This window comes from Pseudarthrobacter sp. HLT1-7, assembly GCF_059383435.1.
Genome location: NZ_JBWZCH010000006.1, coordinates 215,128 through 235,667, shown reverse-complemented (window position 1 = coordinate 235,667; position 20,540 = coordinate 215,128). Strand labels below are relative to the sequence as shown.

At 66.5% G+C, this 20,540-nt stretch carries 18 protein-coding genes; 5 read left to right on the top strand and 13 right to left on the bottom strand.

Annotation, left to right across the window (positions count from 1 at the left end; translation table 11 throughout):
- On the top strand, positions 1 to 974 hold a 974-nt coding region (locus tag AC50X6_RS08520), incomplete at its 5' end, for an HNH endonuclease (RefSeq protein ID WP_494965787.1).
- A gap of 309 nt (positions 975 to 1,283) precedes the next feature.
- On the opposite strand, the gene AC50X6_RS08515 is transcribed toward AC50X6_RS08520, so the two are convergent.
- Positions 1,284 to 1,604 (bottom strand): GYD domain-containing protein, encoded by a 321-nt coding sequence (locus tag AC50X6_RS08515; protein WP_326968873.1) that lies wholly within the window; start codon positions 1,602 to 1,604, stop codon positions 1,284 to 1,286.
- A gap of 620 nt (positions 1,605 to 2,224) precedes the next feature.
- Between AC50X6_RS08515 and AC50X6_RS08510 the strand changes: the two genes are divergently transcribed.
- Positions 2,225 to 2,782 carry a hypothetical protein gene (locus AC50X6_RS08510; protein ID WP_494965786.1) on the top strand — a complete coding sequence of 186 codons (558 nt, stop codon included), beginning with the start codon at positions 2,225 to 2,227 and terminating at the stop codon, positions 2,780 to 2,782.
- A 2-nt stretch (positions 2,783 to 2,784) separates the two neighbouring features.
- Positions 2,785 to 3,363 (top strand): hypothetical protein, encoded by a 579-nt coding sequence (locus AC50X6_RS08505; RefSeq protein WP_494965785.1) that lies wholly within the window; start codon positions 2,785 to 2,787, stop codon positions 3,361 to 3,363.
- Here the strand turns inward: AC50X6_RS08505 and AC50X6_RS08500 are convergent.
- From AC50X6_RS08500 to AC50X6_RS08460, 9 genes are all read right to left on the bottom strand, one after another.
- Positions 3,360 to 3,872, bottom strand: a complete 513-nt coding sequence (locus AC50X6_RS08500) for a mycothiol transferase (RefSeq protein WP_494965784.1) — start codon at positions 3,870 to 3,872, stop codon at positions 3,360 to 3,362. The two genes, AC50X6_RS08505 and AC50X6_RS08500, sit on opposite strands and share 4 nt — an antisense overlap.
- 80 nt (positions 3,873 to 3,952) lie before the next feature.
- Complete coding sequence (ggt, locus tag AC50X6_RS08495; protein ID WP_494965783.1) at positions 3,953 to 5,773, bottom strand: gamma-glutamyltransferase; 1,821 nt, start codon at positions 5,771 to 5,773, stop codon at positions 3,953 to 3,955.
- Positions 5,774 to 5,964: 191 nt separating this feature from the next.
- Positions 5,965 to 7,974, bottom strand: a complete 2,010-nt coding sequence (locus AC50X6_RS08490; RefSeq protein ID WP_494965782.1) for a plasmid pRiA4b ORF-3 family protein — start codon at positions 7,972 to 7,974, stop codon at positions 5,965 to 5,967.
- 199 nt (positions 7,975 to 8,173) lie between these two features.
- The gene (locus AC50X6_RS08485; protein WP_494965781.1) at positions 8,174 to 8,791 is read right to left on the bottom strand and encodes a GyrI-like domain-containing protein; all 618 of its coding nucleotides are present in this window, start codon (positions 8,789 to 8,791) and stop codon (positions 8,174 to 8,176) included.
- A gap of 524 nt (positions 8,792 to 9,315) precedes the next feature.
- On the bottom strand, positions 9,316 to 10,377 hold the full coding sequence (locus tag AC50X6_RS08480) for a LacI family DNA-binding transcriptional regulator (protein ID WP_494965780.1): 1,062 nt from the start codon (positions 10,375 to 10,377) through the stop codon (positions 9,316 to 9,318).
- A 56-nt stretch (positions 10,378 to 10,433) separates the two neighbouring features.
- Entirely contained in the window at positions 10,434 to 11,894 is a 1,461-nt protein-coding gene (locus tag AC50X6_RS08475; protein ID WP_494965779.1) for a glycoside hydrolase family 1 protein, read from the bottom strand.
- Positions 11,891 to 12,856, bottom strand: coding sequence for a carbohydrate ABC transporter permease (locus tag AC50X6_RS08470; RefSeq protein ID WP_494965778.1), 966 nt, complete (start codon positions 12,854 to 12,856; stop codon positions 11,891 to 11,893). Before AC50X6_RS08470 ends, AC50X6_RS08475 begins: the two co-directional genes overlap by 4 nt.
- The gene (locus tag AC50X6_RS08465; RefSeq protein WP_494965777.1) at positions 12,853 to 13,845 is read right to left on the bottom strand and encodes a carbohydrate ABC transporter permease; all 993 of its coding nucleotides are present in this window, start codon (positions 13,843 to 13,845) and stop codon (positions 12,853 to 12,855) included. Before AC50X6_RS08465 ends, AC50X6_RS08470 begins: the two co-directional genes overlap by 4 nt.
- A gap of 3 nt (positions 13,846 to 13,848) precedes the next feature.
- Complete coding sequence (locus AC50X6_RS08460) at positions 13,849 to 15,141, bottom strand: ABC transporter substrate-binding protein (protein ID WP_494965776.1); 1,293 nt, start codon at positions 15,139 to 15,141, stop codon at positions 13,849 to 13,851.
- A 433-nt stretch (positions 15,142 to 15,574) separates the two neighbouring features.
- Here AC50X6_RS08460 and AC50X6_RS08455 point away from each other — a divergent pair, with 433 nt between their 5' ends.
- Positions 15,575 to 17,554, top strand: coding sequence for a pectate lyase-like domain-containing protein (locus AC50X6_RS08455; protein WP_494965775.1), 1,980 nt, complete (start codon positions 15,575 to 15,577; stop codon positions 17,552 to 17,554).
- Between the two features lie 96 nt (positions 17,555 to 17,650).
- Here the strand turns inward: AC50X6_RS08455 and AC50X6_RS08450 are convergent, their stop codons facing one another.
- Positions 17,651 to 17,995 carry a hypothetical protein gene (locus tag AC50X6_RS08450; RefSeq protein ID WP_494965774.1) on the bottom strand — a complete coding sequence of 115 codons (345 nt, stop codon included), beginning with the start codon at positions 17,993 to 17,995 and terminating at the stop codon, positions 17,651 to 17,653.
- 144 nt (positions 17,996 to 18,139) lie between these two features.
- Between AC50X6_RS08450 and AC50X6_RS08445 the strand changes: the two genes are divergently transcribed.
- Complete coding sequence (locus tag AC50X6_RS08445) at positions 18,140 to 18,820, top strand: HAD-IA family hydrolase (RefSeq protein WP_494965773.1); 681 nt, start codon at positions 18,140 to 18,142, stop codon at positions 18,818 to 18,820.
- Positions 18,821 to 19,015: 195 nt separating this feature from the next.
- On the opposite strand, the gene AC50X6_RS08440 is transcribed toward AC50X6_RS08445, so the two are convergent.
- Together AC50X6_RS08440 and AC50X6_RS08435 are read right to left on the bottom strand one after the other, a co-directional pair.
- Positions 19,016 to 19,870, bottom strand: coding sequence for a 3-hydroxyacyl-CoA dehydrogenase (locus AC50X6_RS08440; protein WP_494965772.1), 855 nt, complete (start codon positions 19,868 to 19,870; stop codon positions 19,016 to 19,018).
- 26 nt (positions 19,871 to 19,896) lie between these two features.
- Positions 19,897 to 20,529 (bottom strand): TetR/AcrR family transcriptional regulator, encoded by a 633-nt coding sequence (locus tag AC50X6_RS08435; protein WP_494965771.1) that lies wholly within the window; start codon positions 20,527 to 20,529, stop codon positions 19,897 to 19,899.
- Positions 20,530 to 20,540: the final 11 nt, after the last annotated feature.

Below are 20,540 nucleotides of genomic sequence, written 5' to 3'. Positions count from 1 at the left end.
TCAGCCTCCGCCCCGCCCCGGACACCATGACCTGCCTCACCGCGCTGCTCCCGGTCGCCGACGGCGTCGCGGTGTACACCGCCCTGACCCGGCACGCCGATTCACTGCGCGCCGCCGGGGACCCCCGCTCCCGCGGCCAACTCATGGCCGACGGCCTCGTCGAACGGACTACCGGCACCCCCGGCGGGATCACCGGAATCGAACTCCAGCTCATCATGACCGACCGTACCCTCCTCCAGGGCGACTCCGAACCAGCCCGCCTCCCCGGCTACGGCATCGTCCCCGCCGGCTGGGCACGAAACATCCTCAACCACACCGCCAAGGCCGGGGCCACGGTCAACGATGACGCGGCGTTCAACCTCTTCCTCCGCCGGCTCTACACCGCCCCCGGCACCGGGGACCTGATCGGCATGGACTCCCGCGCCCGGCTCTTCCCACCCGGGCTCCGCCGCTTCATCCAGACCCGCGATGACACCTGCCGCACCCCCTACTGCGACGCCCCCATCCGCCACTACGACCACATCATCCCCTGGCACCACGGCGGCACCACCACCCGGACCAACGGCGCAGGACTCTGCGAAGCCTGCAACCACACCAAAGAAAACCCCGGCTGGACCGCCAAACCCCGACCCGGGCCCGACGTCACCTCCCATCACAGGCACACCATCGACCTCACCACCCCCACCGGCCACACCTACCACTCCACCGCACCACCACTCCCAGGAACACCACCGCCGGGAATGAAGCCGCCGGAAACACCACCGCCGGGAACGACGCTGCGGAGATCAGGTCTGAGCCGGGCGAAGGTGCGGGGAACGAAGCTGCGGAGATCAGGTCTGAGCCGAACGTCACCGGACCCACCCCCGCCTCACCGCCACCGGTCCAAGATCCTCCGGAGCGGCAAGCCGCCGCCGCCAACAGCAACGCGGGGTCACTTACGGCCCATCCGACAGGGCATAACGGGCCGTATGTGACTGCGTTGCAGTCAGAAGCCGGTAATCGCAACGCCGCGGCACAAAAAACCGTTCGCCCTGCACGTTGGGGGCGGCGACGATGTTCCGGGGCGGGGCCGGCGAGTGGAACCTCATCCCCCGGCACAGCGGTGCACCGCCGGACTGTGGCAGCCCGGCTGCCCTCCGTCTCCGGGTCACCTGGTTCTGCGAACTGGGAGGCAGCCCTGACGACGCCGGGCAGCTATCCGCCCGGCTGCCGCCCTCGCGGTCACCTGTGCGATCAGTGTGAAGAGCAGGGCGCGGACCGGAATGTCGGTTGCAGTTGGCGCACTACTGCCCTGGAGCCCGGTAAGTCGGTGTTTTCTTTGCCGCGTCGTCAAGATCCTCCGGCGTCATGAGCGGCTTCAGACGCACGTTCACAGAGCCCGTTGAGTTGATCATGAGCGACAGCGCGGCGGCGTCGGACGGCTGTGGGACCTCGAGGACCCCCAGCACGTCGGTCTCCCCGAACGCGTAGTAGAAGCATTCGAGCGATCCTCCCACGGATTTGAGGGCGTCGACGAGCGCATCACGGCGCTTCGTTCCCCCTTCGCGCATGAGGCCCTTGATGCCCTCGCCCACGTAGTTGGCTTCGAACAGATACTTGGCCATAGTCTTTCCCGTCCAGTGTTGTCCAGGACTGGGGCATCCGACGATGTGTCGGAAACTTTTTGAGGGCAGGTCCCGGAGGTGGTCCCCAGTGTGGGGCTGCAGCCACATCCTAGGCCCTCCGTGTCTCCCGGACAACGGTTGGTGAAGAGGGCGGCTGCCCTGTGCCGGACACGCCCATATCTTCAGCGGTCCGCAGGGCATCGGCCTGAAAATATCGCAACTGTTCCTCCGGGGAATCCTGCCCGCGATTACGCCGGCGGCCATTTCCAGCACGGCCGAAACCCCGACGTCAATGGCCAATAGTTTGTGCCCACGACGAGCCGCAAATTGCTCCGGGCCGTGATAGGGCGGATCTGGCCGATGCACAGTCGGGCCCGGTCACTCGGTACGCAGTCTGGACTGTTGGGGGCCCGGCACCGCGAACGTCAGTGTCAAGGTCCGCGCGAATTCCTTCGGACGCCCTGAAGTTCCGGGCGCAGACGACGCCGGACTCTATCTCAACGCGCCCGGAGCATCTATTCTCTTGCCATGAGAGTTGGGGGCACACACCGGCGGGAGATTCCCCTCCGTCCTGGCTTGGAATGCCTGGGCGGCGCGGCGCCACAGCGTGCTGGTGGCTGATGAAACCCCAGAGCACCACGGCCCATGACAACTACGACGCATTCGTGTCGCGGCTGGACACCGCCACAACAAGGCTGAGCACGCGGGCGGGGTCGTTGGATAAAGCGCTGGCAGCCGTCTCATTGCTTCTTGGACCACACGAAGCCGCCGTCCGGGAATGGGAACGGCGGCGCCACTACGTCAGCTGGCAACTCGCCCGGCACTCCGGGCCGCCACAGTCGTATACCGATCTGAGCGAACTCCACGACGTGGCAGCAAAAATGGAATCGATGCTCCGCGGCCAGGTCCAGCGCCTTACCGAAAAGATATCGGTCATGCAAAGGCGTCGCGCGGCGATCGACAAGTCCCTGCTGGAGCTCGAATTAAGCAGAGTCAAACTGAATTCGTCCCGAATGCTGTCGCAGGACCGTGAAAAGCTGAGCAGCATATTTTCTGCCCTCACCGGTTCAACCGATGCCACCTCAGCATTGCCGGACATGGGTCTGCTGAGCGATCTCAAGCAAGCACGCGAGGCAGTCATCCTGGCCGAAGCGCTGATGGAAGTGAAGGGGTACTAATCATGGAAAAATCGCTGCAGGACAGGTCCCGTAAGAATAACGTCGCTCTGGTTCGGTGGTCGAAGAAACCAGGCGAAACTCCTGTGATCAGGTTCGTCCTGCTCAGTATCGTTGGCTTGATTCTGGGCCTGATCCTGATGGTCCTCGTGCCCGGCCTCAGAAGTTTCGGTGCCGTCTTGCTGTTCATGATCATACTCCCGGCAATACTCACGATTCCTGCGGTCTCGAGTCAGAGGACATTTACGCGGGCCCTGACGAAGAGGGTAAACGACACCATCGCCGAGGTGACAAACACCCCCGGCGACCAATTGTCGGTCAAGGAGTTCCGGCGCCTGACCAAGAGCGGGGAGAAGCTTCCGCTCGTGGTCAGCGGGGTACCCGGTCTGACCCTGCGTGTGGCTCGGGCTTCAACGCTGGAGAAGAATGCCTCCGAGAAATGGGTTGCGGTCTTTACCGTAGTGCCTCCGGAGAACGGGACCGCCAGCTTCGATCGTTTGGTTGCGGCGGCAGTTACTGCCGGCCCCGGCACAGGGACTGCCGGCCCCCCCGGTCCCGGGACGACCGGCACCAGCGCGCCCTAGACTGCGCGGGCGGGGTCCAATCCCTTGGCATACGCGGCCTGCCCCACATGCTGGAGGCAATCGGCAATGGTGCTGAGCAGCCGCACCCCGAGCGTGACGGGCGGGTCCCAGCGGGTGTCGACGATACGGTCGAGGTCCTCGTCGCCGAGGGTCGTCAGGAACTCCGTGGTCTGCCGGTGAACGGCGTCGTAGTATTCGAGCAAGAGCTCCGGCTGGGCCTTAACGGCGTCGACCTGCCCGCTTGTGTGGCCATAGCCGGTGCCGTCCTGGGGCAGCGGCAGGTTGAAGCGGCCCGCAAAGTCCTGTGAGGTCCAGACCTGTTCCAGGCCTGCGGCGGAAGCCAGCTGCGCGTCCTCTACCCGGCTGAGGTGCCAGATCAGCCACGCAAGCGAATTTCCACTGCCGGCGGGCCGGCGCAGCAGGGACCCGTTGTCGAGCCCCTCAAGAGCGGCGGCCACGGCCTCACGGATCCGCCCGAAGGCGTCCAGCAGCAGTTCGTTGGATTTCATCGGGTCCCGTCCCAGTGCATTTTCGGTGATGCCCTAATGCTCGCATGGAAGCCGCACCCCCGGACAGGGCCCTACTTCGGTTAGTGTTTGAGCACCATCGCCGAGCCGCCCCCGCGCCTCACCGGCTCGGCCGCGGCGACCATGCGCCCGTCGGAAAGGAACTCGATTGCGGTCGCGGCGCCGATCTCTGCCGCCGAGGTGAACGCATCACCCGACGGCGTGAACTGATGGCCGTACGGTGCCAGCTGGTTTCCGTAGGCCGCGATGAACCCCGGCTCGGCCGTGACCCTTGCCGTGTTCCGTTGCGAGGCACGCGGTGCTGCGATGGCTTCGGAGATGCTCATGCCCAGATCCACCCGATTCAGGATCGTTTGCAGGACGGTGGTGATGATGGTCGAACCGCCGGGCGAGCCGAGCGCCAGGAACGGCTTGTCCTCCTTGAGGATGATGGTGGGCGACATGGACGAGCGCGGGCGCTTCCCCGGCTCGATCCGGTTTGGGTCGGTCGGACTGTACACGGTGGAGAAGTCGGTCAGCTCGTTGTTGAGCAGGAAGCCGCGGCCCGGCACCACCATCCCGGAGCCGCCGGTCTGCTCGATCGTGAGGGTGTACTCCACCACGTTCCCCCACTTGTCCGCGACCGTCAGGTTGGTCGTAGAGATGTTCTCGGTGTCCTTTTCGTCGGCGGGCGCCGCGGCGGCGCCCGGGCACACGCCGTCGTACGCGGACACCTCCCCCGGTGCGACGGGCTTCGCAGCCGCCTGCAGCGGGTCGATCCGGCAGGCCCGCTCCTTGCCGAACAGCGGGTCGGTCAGCGCGGCGGTGGGGACCTTGTTGAACGCCGGGTCGCCCACGTACTTGCCGCGGTCCGCGAAGGCGAGCGCGCTCGCCTCGAGGTAGTGGTGCAGGGCGCCGGGCGGGCGCATCCCGGAAAGGTTGACGGTGTCCAGGATGTTCAGCACCTCGCCGGTGGTAGTGCCACCACTGCTCGACGGCGCCATGCCGTAGACGTCCAGGTCGCGGTATTCAACGTGGGCGGGTGCCTGATCCAGGGCGCGGTAGGCGGCGAGATCCGCCGTCGTCAGGTGACCGGCCGGGACGGGCAGCGTGGTTCCGGCAGTCTTCGGCGGCGCCTGGACCGTGGACGCGATCTCCGCCGCGAGCGGGCCGGCGTAGAAGCCGCGCGTGCCCTTCTTCGCGAGGAGTTTGTACGTCTCGGCGAGGTCGTGGTTCCGAAAGAGACTGCCGACGGCGGGGGCGTCGCCGCCCGGCAGGAAAAGCTTGCTCGTGGAGGTGAACGCCTCGAAACGCAGCTTGTTATCGAGCGTCTGCTGGCGGAACGTCCCGTCGACCACAAAGCCCCGGGACGCCACCTTAATGGCAGGCTTGAGTGCATCGCCGAGACTCAATGTTCCCCACCGGTCGAGGGCACGCTCCCAGGTGGCAGGTGTGCCGGGGACGCCGACGGAGACCCCGCTCGTGACCAGCTCGGGCGTAAAGCGGTAGGGCTGGCCGGTCGCCGGATCGATGAACGCGTCGCGCGGCGTCGCTGCCGGTGCGGTCTCGCGGCCGTCGATCGTGCCGACCTTGCCGGTTTTCGCGTCGTAGAACACGAAGTAGCCGCCGCCGCCGATCCCGGCGCTGTACGGCTCGGTCACGCCAAGGGTCGCGGCAGCGGCGACGGCGGCATCCGCCGCGTTGCCGCCCTTGCGGAGGACCTCAATCGCTGCGGCGGATGCCTCCGGGTCCACGGTGCTCACGGCGCCGCCGGACCCGGTGGCGGTCGGTGTCTTCACCGTCTCCCGCGGGTCGGCGAACGCGGGGCTGGCGACGGCGCCGCCCGTCACGCTCAGCGCCAGAGCCGCCGCGACGGCAAACAGTCGACGGGTCACATATGCCATGATCGCTCCCGAGTCCGTGTGATGCGTGTTGACACCTGCTGTCACGCTACTCCGCCATGGTGCGACACTCAACACTTTCCGCACCGGGACTTCAGCGCTGACGGCCGAACGGCTCGGGCCTGCAGCGACGGCGCACGTCAATTGACAGCATCGATCGTCAGTGGTGGCCGGGCTGCGGACGCCGTCAGCCGTCAGAACAATTTGGCCAGGCCCCGGTTGGCCTCCTCCGTGTCGAAGGCCTTTGGGTCCAGCGAGTCCCCCGGCCGCATGCCCAACCACTCCCGGTACTCCTTGTGCTCTTCGTGGCCCGGGTCGTTAACCGCCTGGACGATATTCGTCCAGCCCCAGATGCCGCCGCTGTCCTCCGCCGACGCCGCACCGCGCCCCGCGGTGCACCGCGGGAGCCGCCCGCCGCCGTCGTCCGCCAGGATTTTTTCCACCGTGATGGCGTGCACCCAGTTGTCGCCGAAATCATAGGTGTAGCTCAGGGTGCTGCCCACGTCCGGCAGCAGTTCGCCGGCTGTCACGGCCGCCTCGTCGAGGGAAGAGTCGCCGTAGAAATCGTCCCTGCCGTCCGGGTCTGCCGGCGCGTACGTGGGGCCGCGGAATCCCCCGGCCTGGAAGTGGTGCAGATGATAGCCGTACCAGCCGAACAGCGCCTGGATCACCTGGTGCAGCTCAGTCAGCGGCATGCCGGCCGGAACCAGGACACGCCGCCAGATGGGCGGCTTCGAGTCGTCGAGCATGATTTTCAGCTGCAGAACCGGCGCCGCGGCCTGCCGCGCTACCGGCGCCGCCTTCACCGGCGCTGGCGTCTGCCGCATAATCACCTTCCCCTTCACCGGCGCCGGCGCCTGCCGTACAAACGGGTTCTCCTCCACCGGGTCCGGACCGGCATATTCGGGGGCCGGAGCAATGCCCAGGTCAGCCAGCACCCGCTCGTCGTCGAAGACGTTCGCGACGCAGCGGATCAGGGCCGGCGGCACCCGGAAGTGTGTGTCGATGCTCAGCAGCCCCAGCCCGGCGAGGTCTTCCAGACGCCGCAGGGCCATGCCGGTGAGCAGGCCGGCCATCGCCTTTTCCGCCGCCGGCGCGTTGTCCGGGGCGGCCAGAACCCTCGCCTTCTCAGGCGGATCCGCGGTTGCCGCCGCGAGCAGGATCGACGCCTGCAGCCCGGAGACCAGCTGTTCCCACGGCTGTTCCGGGTCCCATCCGAGCACCGCGGTCTCCAGATACTGGTCAACGAAAAACACCAGTTCCTCCAGCCGCTCCGAAGTCCCGCCGGTCAGGAAAGCGCCGGAATCCTCGAACGGCACCACTTTCTTTGACATGAACTCAATCAGCTCGGCGGCTTCGAGCGCAGCCCACATCTTCGCCAGTTGCGGCACCTCATACATGCTCCGGACCGTTGGCACGTCCTCCGCCGAACCCGCGGTGCCCGGCAGCGGGGAATCCGCCCGCCTGGCCGCGCCCCTGCCGGCCGCACCCTTGCCGGCCGCGCCCTTGCCGGCCGCGCCCTTGCCGGCCGCGCCCTTGACGGCGACGCCCACACAGGCAGCCGCCGCTTCAATGTCCCGCAGGCGGAGCGCCCCGGTGCCGGTGACGGGCTTCCCGTCTCCGATCCATTCCAACAGCGCCGTGGCCTGCTGGATCAGCGGCAGCCCGGAGAAGACTTCCAGCGCCTGTTCGTCCGGGAAATCCGGCACCTCAAGATATTGATGACCGTCGTCGCCCTCCGCGAGGTCATCGAAGAACTCCATGATTTCGGCCAGCTGATCCGCCGGGCCACTCCACCGGCCCGTTTCGGACAGGAAATCAACGTAGGCGCGGACTGCATCCACGACGAAGACGGCGTTCTCGACGTCCGCCATCTCTCCGGCCGAGCGGTCAGCAACGGCAGCAACCTCAGCCGAGATCGCGATCGCCAAGGGAATTCCCTCGAAGCCTGTAACCTCGGCGGCGGCCGTGCCCTCAAGATAGCGGCCCATCACGGCTTCAACCTGCTTCAGGCATCCCACGGCGGCAGCGGCAGCGCCGGGTGATCCGTCGTCGAACCACTGGACGAACGCCGGCGTGAGCGCATCCAGGGCACGGCCGGCCCGGAACGTGCTCAGGGAAACGGATCCGGAGCCCTGCGAACCGGGGCCGATCGTGCGCGCGGGTCCCTTGCCCTTGTTTCGGTTTTTGCTGTTCTTAGCCATGCCGCCCCTGCCCGATTGCGAATCTTTTCTTACGACGACGGTACTTTCCGTTGCGGCTGCATGCCAGTTCTGCCGGTGGCGGGCAGCGAAAGATCAGCAGCAGCACCGTCGTTTGGACGGGCCGGGCCCGCAATACCTCGGCCGACGTTTGGGACTTGCTCAGTCGGGTTCAACCTTGCTCACTCGGGTTCAACCTTGCCTACTCGGGTTCGACAGGGTGCCGGAGTACGGTCCGTAGTTTGTCGGGAGCAACTTTGCGGAAGTCGCTGAAGTAGATCTCGTGGTGCTTCTTGACCATACGGAGGCCGTGGTCCGGGATGAACTGGTGGTGCATCCGATCTAGAACATCAGCCTCATCGTCGTAGGACCCGATGTGCAGGGTTTGGACGCAAGTGCCCTCTTCGAGAGTCTCGAGGCGCAGCCTGTCGAGGCTTGCCGGCGGGTCGCCGGCGGCAATCCTGGTCACGGCCGCCACAAACATTTCGCGGGTAATCCAGGCCGGAACCATGATCATGAGCGTCCAGTTCCATGTGGCCTTGTCGCGGGCCGAGGTGAAGGATCGCATGTCGTCCGCCCACCATAGGCCCTCCAGCGGCATCACAACATAGTCCCTGCCGAGCTCGCGCTTACTGGCGAACTTGAGCCCGTAGGCGACCGGGTAGAGCGCAGCAGTCGCGTCGGCAAACTCCGGGCTGGTGTTTGGATCGCCGTGGCCGTCGATCATGAGGTACTGCAGTGCGGGTACCTGGACGACGCGGAACTTATGGAAGTCAGCCCGGTAGCTGTCGAGCTCCTTCTTAAAGTCGGTCTTCGGCATTGCTGCGCCATCCGTCGGTCCCGCTGTGTCGAGCCTTGTCCCTTCCACGCTTACATCTAACCACTGCCGGCACCCGGACCATAGGTGTACGACGGCGGCATCCACGCGCCGCCGGAGGCTGGTGGGCATTTCTTAGTTCGTCGGGGTCCGGGCTCGGTGGCCGGGCTCCGGGACATGCCCCGCGCCAGGGTCAGCGAATGGACAGAGTGCCATTATGCCCAGTCCCGGGTGCGAAGAATGAGCATGTCCCCCTGAACGGCGCACCGGCCCGAAGGGACATGCCCCGCGCCGGGGTCAGCGAATGGACAGAGTGCCATTATGCCCAGTCCCGGGTGCAAAGAATGGGCATGTCCAGCTGAACGGCGCACCGGCCCGAAGGGACGTGCCCCGTGCCGGGGCCAGCGGGCGGACATAGTGGCATTGTGCCCGGTCCCGGGTGCGAAGAATGAGCATGTCCCGCTGGCAGGACACGCGCGCGAAAAGCTCCAGACTCCGTCTGACCCCCGACGAACTAACGAAAATGACTACTGGCCGGCCTGCGGTGTGCTGCTTGCCCGCACCACAAGCCGGGCGGGGTAGATGACCGGATCCCGGCTGGCCCCCGGGTCTTCGATGTCCGCGAGGAGCAGACGGCCCGCCCGGGCGGCCATTTCCACCATCGGCTGGTTGATGGTGGTCAGCGGCAGGTCGCCCGGCGCCGGGAGGTGGTCGTCAAAACCCACCACGGCGACATCCGCGGGGACTGCACGCCCCGAGGCCTGGATGGCCATGATCGCGCCGCGGGCCGTGAGATCGGAAGCGGCAAAGATGCCGTCCAGGCGGCCGTCCTGGGCCAGCAGTTGTTCGGCGGCCACGGTGCCGCCGGCGGCGGTGAAGTCTCCGTGCGCAACCGGACCCGGCGGCAGCCCGGCTTCACTGAGACCGGCGTGCCAGCCGGCCAGCCGGTCCGCGGCCGCCGTCATATCCAGCGGGCCGGTGATGGTTCCGAGCCGGGTGCGCCCGGCGGCCACCAGGTGAAGCGCGGCAAGCCGGGCGCCCTGAAAGCTGTCCACGTCGACGTAGTGGATGCCGAGGCCCGTATTCCACGGCCGTCCAATGAACACGGTAGGCAGCCCGGAAGCGGCGAGCTCTTCGGTCCAGCCATCGGCTTGGTGATGCGAGACCACTATGGCTCCGTCGACGTGGCCGCCGCGCAGGTAGCGGACCGTCCGGGAGGGATCGCCGCCCGCCCGGGACATCAGCAGGACCAGCTGCATGTCGGTCTCGCGCAGTGCCTCCGTCACCCCGGTGATGACGGCGGCGAAGAACGGGTCCATCATGACGCGCGCGTCGGGTTCGTTGATGACCAGGGCGATGGATGAGGTCCGGCGGGTGACCAGGCTGCGGGCCGCCCGGTTCGGGGTATAGCCAAGGGCAACAACCGCGCCGTCAACGGCCGCCTGGGCTTCCGGGCTGACCCGGGAACCGCCGTTGATGGCCCGCGAGGCGGTGGACCGGGACACGCCCGCCGCCCTCGCTAGGTCTTCAAGGGTGGGGCTGGGCCTGGCCGGTTCGGCCCGGAGACTCGGGCGGGTCTGTTCGCTCATCACTTTGAGAATACGACATCCCCGGCCTCCCCCCTGACGGGATCAGCCTGACGGGATCAGCCTCGGGCTGCAGGTACGGCGTTCGCCCCCGCCACTTTCGCGTACCAGAGGCCGCTCGCCTTGGGGATCCGTGCCAGGGTCTCGTAGTCCACCCGGACCAGTCCGAAGCGCTGATGGTAACCGTAGGCCCATTCGAAATTGTCCAGCAGCGACCAGGCGAGATAGCCGCGGACGTCCGCGCCGCCGTCGATCGCATCCCGGACTGCGCGCAGGTGCGCGTCAAAAAAGGCCAGCCGGTCCTGGTCGTCGACGAAGCCGTCGGCGTCGGGGGCGTCCGGGTAGGCGGCTCCATTCTCCGTCATGTAGATCGGGATGCCGGCCGGACCGGTGTACTCGCGCTGGAGCCGCATGAGCAACCGGTACAGGCCCTCGGGCTGGACCTCCCAGCCCATGCCGGTCACCGGCAGTCCGCGCGGCACCGAGTGCACGCCGTCGGCTGCTACGAAGGGAGATGCCTCCGGCCGGACGTCCGACGCCGGCGCGGCCTGCGCTGTCGTCGTTACGGCATCCGGGCGGCCCCGGTGTTCGGCGGGGCCCGCCGCCTTCGTGAGGGCCTCGCCCTGATAGTAGTTGACGCCCAGCAGGTCCATGGGCGCCGAGATGACGGCGAGGTCACCGTCCTGCACGACGGCGTCGAAGCCGAGTCCGGCGACGTCGGCCAGGACGTCCGCGGGGTACTCGCCGCGGAAGAGCGGATCGAGGAAGATCCGGTTGTGCAGCCCGTCAATCCGGCGGGCCGCATCCCGGTCGCCCGCAGAGCCGGGATCTGCCGGGTCCGCGACGGTGAGATTCAGGGTAATACCCAAGCTCGCCGCGGGGTCGCGCCGGCGCAGTTCCGCAGCGGCAAGCCCGTGCCCCAGCAGGAGGTGGTGTGCTGCCGCAAGGGCGGCGGCCGGTTCCTGCCGGCCCGGGGCGTGGACCCCGGACGCGTAGCCAAGGAATGCCGAGCACCAGGGTTCATTGAGGGTGGTCCAGATGCGGACCCGGTCGCCGAGGGCCTGGTGCATCACGGCAGCGTAAGCGGCGAACAGCCGGGCGGTCTCCCTGTTGGCCCAGCCGCCGTCGTCCTCCAGCGCCTGCGGCAGGTCCCAGTGGTACAGCGTCAGCCAGGGGGTGATGCCTGCGGCCAGCAGTTCATCAACCAGACGGGAGTAGAACGCGATCCCCTCCGGGTTGGGCGTCCTGCCGTCCGGCATGCAGCGGGCCCACGACGTGGAGAACCGGTACGCCTTCAGATTCAGCGATTTCATCAACTCCACGTCCTGGCCGGAGCGGTGGTAGTGGTCACAGGCGATATCGCCGTTGTGGCCGTCGGCGACCGCACCGGGAACCCTGGCGAAGGCATCCCAGATGGAATCCTTTCTGCCGCCGGCGTGGGCTGCCCCTTCGATCTGGTAGGCGGCCGTGGCCGCCCCCCAAAGAAAGCCCTCGGGGAATGCTAGCGGGGTGGTGTTCATCCTTTAACTGCTCCTTGCATGATTCCTGAGACGAGTTGGCGGCCTGCGGCGATGAACAGCAGCAGCAGCGGGACAGTGGCCAGGACGGCACCGGCCAAAACCACCGAGTAGTCCACAAAGTGTGCGGCCTGAAGCAGCTGCAGCGCCACCGGGAGAGTGGGGTTTGAGGGGTCAAGGACAATAAACGGCCAGAAGAAGTTCGTCCAGGTGGCCACAAAAGTGAATAGGGCCAGCATGGCCGCGGCGGGCCGGGCAGCCGGGAATCCCAGGTACCAGAAAGCCTGGATCATGGATGCCCCGTCCATCCGGACCGCCTCGATGAGCTCGTCCGGAAGGGCATCCCGGAGGTATTGGGTCATCCAGAAAACGCCGAACGCCGTGACCACGCCGGGAATGATGACGGCCCACAGGGAGCCGGTCCAGCCCAGCTTGGCCATCACAATGAACAGCGGGACCACACCCAGCTGCGTCGGCACGGCCATGGTGGCGACGACGAAGACCAGCAGCCCCTTGCTCCCGCGGAACCGGAGCTTGGCGAAGGCGAAGCCGGCGAGGGTGGAGAACGCGACGACGGAGACCGCCGTGACGCCGGAGACGATGAGGCTGTTGCCCATTGCCTTCCAGAACGGGATGCTGTCGAAGACTTTCGCCGCGTTCGCGAGGAAGTTGCCGCCCGGCAGGAGCGGGATGCCGCGGCTCAGGACGGTGTTGTCATGGCTGCCGACGAGGAAGGACCAATAGAGCGGAAAGAGGGATGCGAGGAGGACGGCCCCGAAGAATCCGTAGGTCAGGAACCCGGGCCGGCGGACGCTGGAGGAGCCCTTCTTGCGTCCGGCGCCGGGCCCGGGTCCGCGCCGGGGCCCGGCCTGGACGGCACCGGCCTGGACGGCACCGGCCTTCCGCGCCGCGGCCCGGGCTGCGCCCTTTCCAGCGCTTTGTTCGATCATGGGGATTGAGCTCATTTGCGGCCTCCCTGGCTTGCAATGCGCTTGGTGATGACGAAATTCAACAGTGCTATCAGCACGATCATCATAAAAAGCAGCCACGCCACGGCGGAGGCCCGGCCGAAGTTCCGCTGGCCCCAGCCGAGTTCCCAGATGTACATGGTCAGGGTCTGCCACTGCCGGTCCGCCCCGCCGAGGCCGGACTGGTCGAACACCCGCGCCTCGTCAAAGATCTGGAGTCCGCCGATGGTGGAGGTGATGACCACAAATATCACCGTCGGCCGCAGCATCGGAACGGTCACGGAGAAGAACTGCCGCAGCCGGCCGGCGCCGTCGATCGTTGCGGCTTCGAACACATCCCGCGGGATGGCCTGCATGGCTGCGAGGAAGATGAGCGCGTTGTAGCCGGTCCAGCGGAAGTTCACCATGGTGGCGATTGCCGTGTGGCTTGCGAGCGACTCGGAATGCCAGCGGACCGGATCAAGCCCCAGGCCCTTCACAATCTCGTTGATCAGGCCGAACTGGTCCGCGAAGAGATTGTTGAAGATCAGCCCCACCGCAACGGGCGCGACGACGAACGGCACCAGGACCCCCATCCGCCAAAACGTCCTGGCCCTCAGGTTCGCATCCAGCACCGCCGCTATCACCAGGGCTAAGACCACCTGGGGAACGGAGGACAGGAGGAAGATGCTGAGCGTGTTGCCCACCGCGTTCCAGAAGTACGGCTGCGCCAGGACGAACCCGTAGTTCTCCAGGCCGGTGAATTTCCCCTGGCCGCCGATGAGGTTCCAGTTGTGCAGCGACACCCAGCCCGTGTAGATCAGCGGGAAGAGACCCGTGATGGCAAACAGGATGAAGAACGGGGAGATGTAGAGGTACGGGGACAGCTTCACGTCCCATCTGGAGACCTGCCGGGAGAACGCCAGGCGGCGGACGCTTTTGCCGCCGCCCGGCGGCGTTGGCTGACCACCGGCGCTTCGGGGCCTGACCCGGTCCGTGACGGTCATGGCTTACAGGGACTTTACGGCGGTGACGAACTTCTCCCAGGAGGAGCCGGCGTCGTCCGTCTTGTCGACGTCCACCCGGGTGAGGGCCTGCTGCATGGCGTCGTTGATGGCGAAGAACTTGGTGCCCTTGAACGGGGTCACCTCAACGGCCTTGGCCCGTTCGGCGAAGATTTTGCCGGTGGGGGCGCCGTTGAAGAAGGTGTTGGTCTTGCCCAGCAATTCGTTGCTTTCCAGGGCCTGCTTCTGGCTCGGAAAGGTGCCCTTCGCGGTGAAGGCCTTGATCTGCTGCTCGGGGGCGGTCAGCCAGCCGGCCAGTTTCCTGGCCTCGGCCTGGTTTTCGCTCTGGGTGGGGACCGTCAGGTAGGAGCCGCCCCAGTTGCCGCCGCCGCCGGGGAAGACGTTGGCCACGTCCCAGCCTGTGACCCCGGCCGCGTTGCCTTCAATCACGCCGAGCATCCAGCCCGGGCAAAGGGTGGTGGCGAACGCTTTGGTCTGGAAGCCGGCGGCCCAGTCGTCGCTCCACTGCTTGAGGTGGGCCGACAGTCCATCCTCCGTGGAGGCCTTCAGCACCTGGTTGTAGGTGTCCTTCACCTTCCGGTTATCCGTGGCAATGACGGTGCCGTCTTTTTCTTCATAGGCCTTCTCCAGCTGGTTGCTCATGCCCTGGTAGATGGCCCCCGCGGAATCGAACCATGCAGCGCCCGGATTGGCGGCCTTGAACTTCTTTCCGGCCTCGAAGTAGCTCTCCCAGGTCCCGCCCAGCATCTTGGCGACTTCCCCACGCTCGGTGGGCAGGCCCGCCTTCTTAAACAGCTCGGAGTTGTAGCAGACGGCCTCGGGCCCGGAATCCGTGCCGTAGCCCAGAAGCTTCCCGTCAGCGGTCTTCGCGGCATCGGCCTTCCAGTCCAGCCAGCGCCCCTCGACCGCCGGGTCGCTCAGATCGGTGAAGCGGTCAGGGTATTGCAACAACTCGGGCAGCCAGTCCACCTCAACGCCTTCGATGTCGGACAGGCCGGATCCGGCGGCCAGCCGGGTGGTGAGGTTGTCGCGGGCCTCGTTGGTGGTGGCCGCTTTCTTATGCTCGATGGTGACGTTCGGATTCAACGTCTCGTATTCCGCGAAGAGTGACTCGTAGCCGAACTCATTGAAGGTGCCCACGGTCAGGGTCACCGGCTTGGCGCCGGTGGCGTCCTCAGCGCCGGCCTTTTCGGGAGCGGACGATCCGCAGGCTGCCAGCGACAGGGCCAGGCAGGCGGCCGCAGCAGAGAACACAGTGAACTTGCTTTGGTTTTTCACAGGGGAAGACTCCTTCGTCAAAATTCCATCCGCTTCGCAGGGCCGGAAGCGGCAATTCGCCGTGGCTGGGTTGGGGGCAACAGCACCGTTGGCATGGTGAACGATCCCGATGGGAGCGCTCTCACGGTCATGGTGTCCCACCTCACATCCCGTTGTCAAGAGCGGACTTCTCCCCCGGCCCAGACTCTTGCCGGGGCCCGGGGGCGATGCTAGGCTACCGATGCGGGAGCGCTCCCACAACTGTTGTCGTGACCGGCTCTCGTTGTTTATCCAGCCCGATTTTCCGTGCCGATAGTCCGTACGTCGGCACACCCACTGCGCTGGCGCAAGGGTCCCGCCCTTCAGCCGGCACCGTCTACCATGCGCGCAAGGTACGGACGTAAAGTCACCGCCGCACGCGCGGAGCCCTTCCCCACAGAGAACAGGACCAGCAATGCCGCTAGCCCACTTCCCCCTTCGGCCACGGGCCGCCCGGCGCGAGATTCCGCAGCCGCGGCGCGCCCGGGGCCGCCTCATCGCCGGCACCGTCGCCCTCCTCATTGGCCTCATCGGCAGCGGCGGTGGCGTCGCTGCCGCCTCGGTGCCGGCCAAGCCGCCGGCCCCCGCACCGGCTGCGCCCAAAGCCCCCGCACCGGCCGGCCCCCAGGCCGCGGACCCCGGCTTCGGTCCCAACGTCCGGATTTTCGACCCCAGCATGCCTGTGGCCGAGATCCAGGCCACCGTCGCTGCCATTGCGGCCCAGCAGGTCGACGACGAGATGGGTTCCAACCGCTATTCCCTGCTGTTCAAGCCCGGCACCTACGGCAGCGCGGCCGAGCCCCTGATCGTGCAGGTGGGCTACTCCACCGAGGTGGCGGGCCTGGGCGCCTCACCCACGGATGTCACCATCAACGGGCACGTCGACGTCTACAACAGGTGCCTTACCGCGGACAACTGCATTGCGCTGAACAACTTCTGGCGCTCGCTGTCCAACTTGACCATCAACGTCACCGGCCTCGAGGGCTGCCGCGGCTCGGCGAACTTCTGGGCCGCCTCACAGGCCTCCCCCATGCGGCGGGTCAACATCACCGGCGGCAACCTTTCCCTGATGGACTACTGCACCGCCGGGCCGCAGTTCGCCAGCGGCGGCTTCATCTCCGACTCGAAGACCGGCACCGTCATCAACGGCTCACAGCAGCAGTATTATGTGCGTGACAGCAGCATCGGCGGCTGGTCCAACGGCGTCTGGAACCAGGTCTTCTCCGGCGTCAACGGCGCCCCGGCACAGTCCTTCCCGAGTCCGCCCTACACCAACCTGGCCAGCACCCCGGTCAGCAGGGAGAAGCCCTACCTCACCGTTGACGCGGCGGGTCAGTACGGCGTCTTTGTTCCCGCCGTCCGCAAGGACTCCGCCGGCACCACGTGGGAAAACGGTCCGACGGCCGGCCGCAGCATCGCACTGTCTGACTTCTTCGTGGCCAGGCCCACCGATTCGGTCAAGACCATCAATTCCCAGCTGGCGCGCGGCAAGAACCTGCTGCTCACCCCGGGGATCTACGACGTCGGCCAGAGCATCGAGGTCAAGCGTGCCAACACCGTCGTGCTCGGACTCGGCATGGCCACCCTCACCGCCGTCGACGGCGCCGTGCCGCTGACTGTCGCGGACGTCCCCGGCGTCGACATTGCCGGCGTAACCATCGATGCCGGCGAGGTGAACTCGCCCGCGCTGATGCGCATCGGTAAGGCCGACAAGCCCGCCAAGGCTGACGAATCCGGCAAGCCCGCGAAGGCTGACGAATCCGGCAAGTCGGGCAAAACCAGTGATCCCGCCAACCCCACCACGCTGCACGATGTGTTCTTCCGCATCGGCGGCCCCCATGTGGGCAAGGCGACGGTGAGCCTGGAGGTCAACAGTGATAACGTCCTCCTGGACCACATCTGGGCCTGGCGCGCGGACCACGGCAACCCAGGCAGCTTCGGTTGGACCGTCAGCACCGGACAGAACGGCGTCATCGTCAACGGCGACAACGTCACCGCCACCGGACTCTTCGTCGAGCACTACCAGCAGTACAACGTCATCTGGAACGGCGAGAACGGCAGGACCGTCTTCTTCCAGAACGAGCTGCCTTACGATGCGCCCAACCAGGCCGCCTGGCAGCACGACGGCGTCCTGGGCTGGGCCGGCTACAAGGTTGCCGATTCGGTCAAGACCCACGAGCTCTGGGGCGGGGGCAGCTACGTCTATAACAACGTGGACCCCACGATCCACGCCACGCGGGGCTTTGAGGTGCCGGTCACACCCGGTGTGAAGCTCCACGGCCTGCTGACCGTCAACCTCGGCGCCGGGACCCTGGACCACGTCATCAACGACACCGGCGCGCCGGTGTCCGTCGATGCAGTCGGGGTGCCCAGCTACGTCGCCAACTTCGGCTGAAAAGCCGGCGGGCGGGACCCACGGGCCCGCCCGCCGGACACGGCCGGGCCGACACGGCCCGGAAACGCACGTCCCCCCAAAGCTAAGGTAAGGCGGCTACGCGCCAGTTATGCCCGAGTTCGGGAGGCTTCCGATGAGGGTGAAAATCAGAGCCAGGTAGGCGATGAAGAACACCACCCACAGGATAAACAGGCCGATCCCCACCCAGCCGAGCACCCGCCCTTCGGCCGCAGGAACGCCGAAGGCCTCGGCCTTCTTTGACTGGGATATCGCCAGCGGCCCGAACAGGATCCCCAGGCTGACGATCGCCAGGATGCCGAACACCGTGGCCAGCCGTGCGTGCCGCATGCCCTCCATGTACCAGCGCAGCTGCCCCATCGTCACTGGCTGCTGATCCGGGTGCTGATAGGCGTTTTGTGGTCCATACTGGCTGGTCGACATGGGTCCCCCTGGTGTTCCGTGGTGCTCGCGATGGTTGCCGTCACAGCATATGGTGTTTAGCGTCACGCCACCCGCGGGAGAGCTGGGGCGGCATCAGCGCGTAACACTCGTCCGTCCAGCATCAAGGTGGGCCATGATTGGCTGATGGCTATCCCCGCTCCCGCTGTTCCACGCACCCTCACCTGCCGTGCAGTCCTGTTTGACATGGACGGCACGCTGGTTGATTCCACGCCCGTTGTGGAACAGGTATGGAGCGAGTTCGCGGCCCGGTACGGCCTCGACGCTGCCGAGATTCTACGCACCTCCCACGGCGTGCAGGCCATCGACACTGTCCGCCGGTTCGCCCCTGCGGGTTCGGACGTCACAGCGCTTGCAGCCGAGCTTGGCGCCATGGAACGTGTCCGGACCGAGGGGATTCTGCCGCTGCCCGGGGCCGCGGAGCTCCTGAGTTTTCTTCCCGGCAACGCTGTGGCCCTGGTGACGTCGGCCGACCGGATCCTGGCAGACATCCGTATGGGCGCAGCCGGCCTGGCCATGCCTGCGACGTCCGTCACCGCCGACCTCATCACCCATGGCAAGCCGCATCCGGAAGGGTATCTGCGGGCGGCCGAACTGCTGGGGGTAGAGCCTGCGGACGCCCTCATCTTCGAGGATGCGCCTGCCGGGATCGCAGCCGGCCTGGCTGCCGGCATCCGCACGGTGGGAGTGGGCCCGAATACCGGCCCGCTCCCCGACGGTGTGCTGCACATCAAGGACTACACTTCCGTCCGCGCCACCGTGGAAACGGACGACGCCGGCTTCCGGACTATTTCCTTCCGGCTTTAGGGTTGCCCAACGCCGCGGTCATTGTCGGCGAGGAAAAAGCGGGCAACGAATTTCGCGGTAGACAAACGACGCGCAGCCAGCTCTGGCCCTCTACTTGTTGTAAACGTCGCGCCGATGACCAAGGGTGATCGCCAACACGGACGCGGAAGCCCGGGCGTTCCGGCTCCGAGGGCGCCGCGGCGACACTCGGCGGACTCAGTAGGTGTAGAAGCCCTCGCCCGTCGCGACGCCGAGCTTGCCCTGGTCGATGTAGTTCTCCTTCAGATACTGGGCGAATGCCCGGGACCCTGCGTCTGGGGAGGACGCGGAGATGTTGTACGCGGTACCCAGGCCAACGACGTCGAAGATCTGAAACGGTCCGCTCGGCGCCCCGGTGGCAATGCGCCAGGTCTTGTCGATCGTTTCCGGGCTGGCGACGCCCTGCAACAGCAGGCCGGCGGCCGCATTCAGGAGCGGGACCAGAAGCGAGTTCAGGACATAGCCGGCTTTCTCCTTCTTGATCTCGATCGGCTCCAGCCCGCTGTTCCGGGCGAACTCGACGACGGCGTCGAACACGGCCGGATCGGTTTCGGCGGTGCCCATCACCTCGGCGATGTTCTGCGCCCAAATGTTGTTGGCGTAGTGGATGGCAAGGAAACGGTCTGGACGGCCGGTGGAATCCTTGAGGTCGCTGGGCAGCAGGGTCGAAGAGTTCGTGGCGAAGATGGTCCTGGCGGGGGCCAGGTCCGCGAGCTTGCGGTATATGTCCCGCTTGAGCTCAAGCAGTTCGGGAACGGCCTCAATCACCAGGTCTGCGTCGGCGACGGCGGCCGCGAGGTCAGCGCTGAGGCTCAGCTTGTCAAGGGCGGCCTCGGCCTGGCTCTCCGTGGCGCCGGTGACCTGGGCCCGGTAGATGCCGGCGAGATGCGCGAAGCGGGCCCGGGCCCTATCCAGGGCCGCGTCGTCAATGTCATAGGCCGTGACGGCAAATCCGTGGAACGCGGCCTGGTAGGCGATTTGTGAGCCGAGCACTCCGGTACCGAGCACGGTCAGCGTCTTGATGTGGGGCATTCGGGTTCTTCCTTTCGAGGCGGGCGTTACGGGCTGACCGGTTGGACGGATCCGTAGATACTGCGGACCCAGATGGTCGATAACACGTCCAGGGCCCGGGACTCTGCGATGGCGGGACTCTCCTGGTTGAGGACCGCGGTGATCACCCGCTCGTTCATCAGGTTGAGGCTTACTGCGAGGTCGTGGGCGTCAATGCCCCCGGGAGCGGCGCCCCGGGCTTGCTCTGACGTAATCACGTCGGTCGAGAAGTCGGCCCAGGACTGCATCGACTTGGACCATAGCTTCCGCACCTCCTCGTTACGGGAGCATCCAGCGATCGCGGCGGTGGCGACGCCGCGGTGGGACGTGAACACCTCGACGAACACGCCGATGGACCGGGTCCAGGCTCCCGCGGGATCACTGTCAAAATCCCGCGGAAGCTGGCCCACCCGGTGTTCCACCTCGGTGATAACACGCTCCAGGAGCGCCAGCAGCACCCCGTCTTTGGACGAGAAGTAGAAATAGAAGGTGGGGCGGGAGATGCCGGCGCCGCGGGCCAGATCCTCGATCGAAATGTCATCAAAGCCCCGCTCGCCGAGGAGCGCCTCGGCCGTGACGAGGATTGCGTCCTGGCGCTCATCCCCCGAGATCCGTGCGCTACGTCTTCCTCGTTGAGCCATGCGCCCATCCT

What these genes read in the sequence shown, in the direction of transcription:
- AC50X6_RS08515 (WP_326968873.1), bottom strand. Translation starts at nt 1,604, where the DNA reads ATGGCCAAGTATCTGTTCGAAGCCAACTACGTGGGCGAGGGCATCAAG.
- AC50X6_RS08510 (WP_494965786.1), top strand. Translation starts at nt 2,225, where the DNA reads ATGAAACCCCAGAGCACCACGGCCCATGACAACTACGACGCATTCGTG.
- AC50X6_RS08505 (WP_494965785.1), top strand. Translation starts at nt 2,785, where the DNA reads ATGGAAAAATCGCTGCAGGACAGGTCCCGTAAGAATAACGTCGCTCTG.
- AC50X6_RS08500 (WP_494965784.1), bottom strand. Translation starts at nt 3,872, where the DNA reads ATGAAATCCAACGAACTGCTGCTGGACGCCTTCGGGCGGATCCGTGAG.
- ggt (WP_494965783.1), bottom strand. Translation starts at nt 5,773, where the DNA reads ATGGCATATGTGACCCGTCGACTGTTTGCCGTCGCGGCGGCTCTGGCG.
- AC50X6_RS08490 (WP_494965782.1), bottom strand. Translation starts at nt 7,974, where the DNA reads ATGGCTAAGAACAGCAAAAACCGAAACAAGGGCAAGGGACCCGCGCGC.
- AC50X6_RS08485 (WP_494965781.1), bottom strand. Translation starts at nt 8,791, where the DNA reads ATGCCGAAGACCGACTTTAAGAAGGAGCTCGACAGCTACCGGGCTGAC.
- AC50X6_RS08480 (WP_494965780.1), bottom strand. Translation starts at nt 10,377, where the DNA reads ATGAGCGAACAGACCCGCCCGAGTCTCCGGGCCGAACCGGCCAGGCCC.
- AC50X6_RS08475 (WP_494965779.1), bottom strand. Translation starts at nt 11,894, where the DNA reads ATGAACACCACCCCGCTAGCATTCCCCGAGGGCTTTCTTTGGGGGGCG.
- AC50X6_RS08470 (WP_494965778.1), bottom strand. Translation starts at nt 12,856, where the DNA reads ATGAGCTCAATCCCCATGATCGAACAAAGCGCTGGAAAGGGCGCAGCC.
- AC50X6_RS08465 (WP_494965777.1), bottom strand. Translation starts at nt 13,845, where the DNA reads ATGACCGTCACGGACCGGGTCAGGCCCCGAAGCGCCGGTGGTCAGCCA.
- AC50X6_RS08455 (WP_494965775.1), top strand. Translation starts at nt 15,575, where the DNA reads ATGCCGCTAGCCCACTTCCCCCTTCGGCCACGGGCCGCCCGGCGCGAG.
- AC50X6_RS08450 (WP_494965774.1), bottom strand. Translation starts at nt 17,995, where the DNA reads ATGTCGACCAGCCAGTATGGACCACAAAACGCCTATCAGCACCCGGAT.
- AC50X6_RS08445 (WP_494965773.1), top strand. Translation starts at nt 18,140, where the DNA reads ATGGCTATCCCCGCTCCCGCTGTTCCACGCACCCTCACCTGCCGTGCA.
- AC50X6_RS08440 (WP_494965772.1), bottom strand. Translation starts at nt 19,870, where the DNA reads ATGCCCCACATCAAGACGCTGACCGTGCTCGGTACCGGAGTGCTCGGC.
- AC50X6_RS08435 (WP_494965771.1), bottom strand. Translation starts at nt 20,529, where the DNA reads ATGGCTCAACGAGGAAGACGTAGCGCACGGATCTCGGGGGATGAGCGC.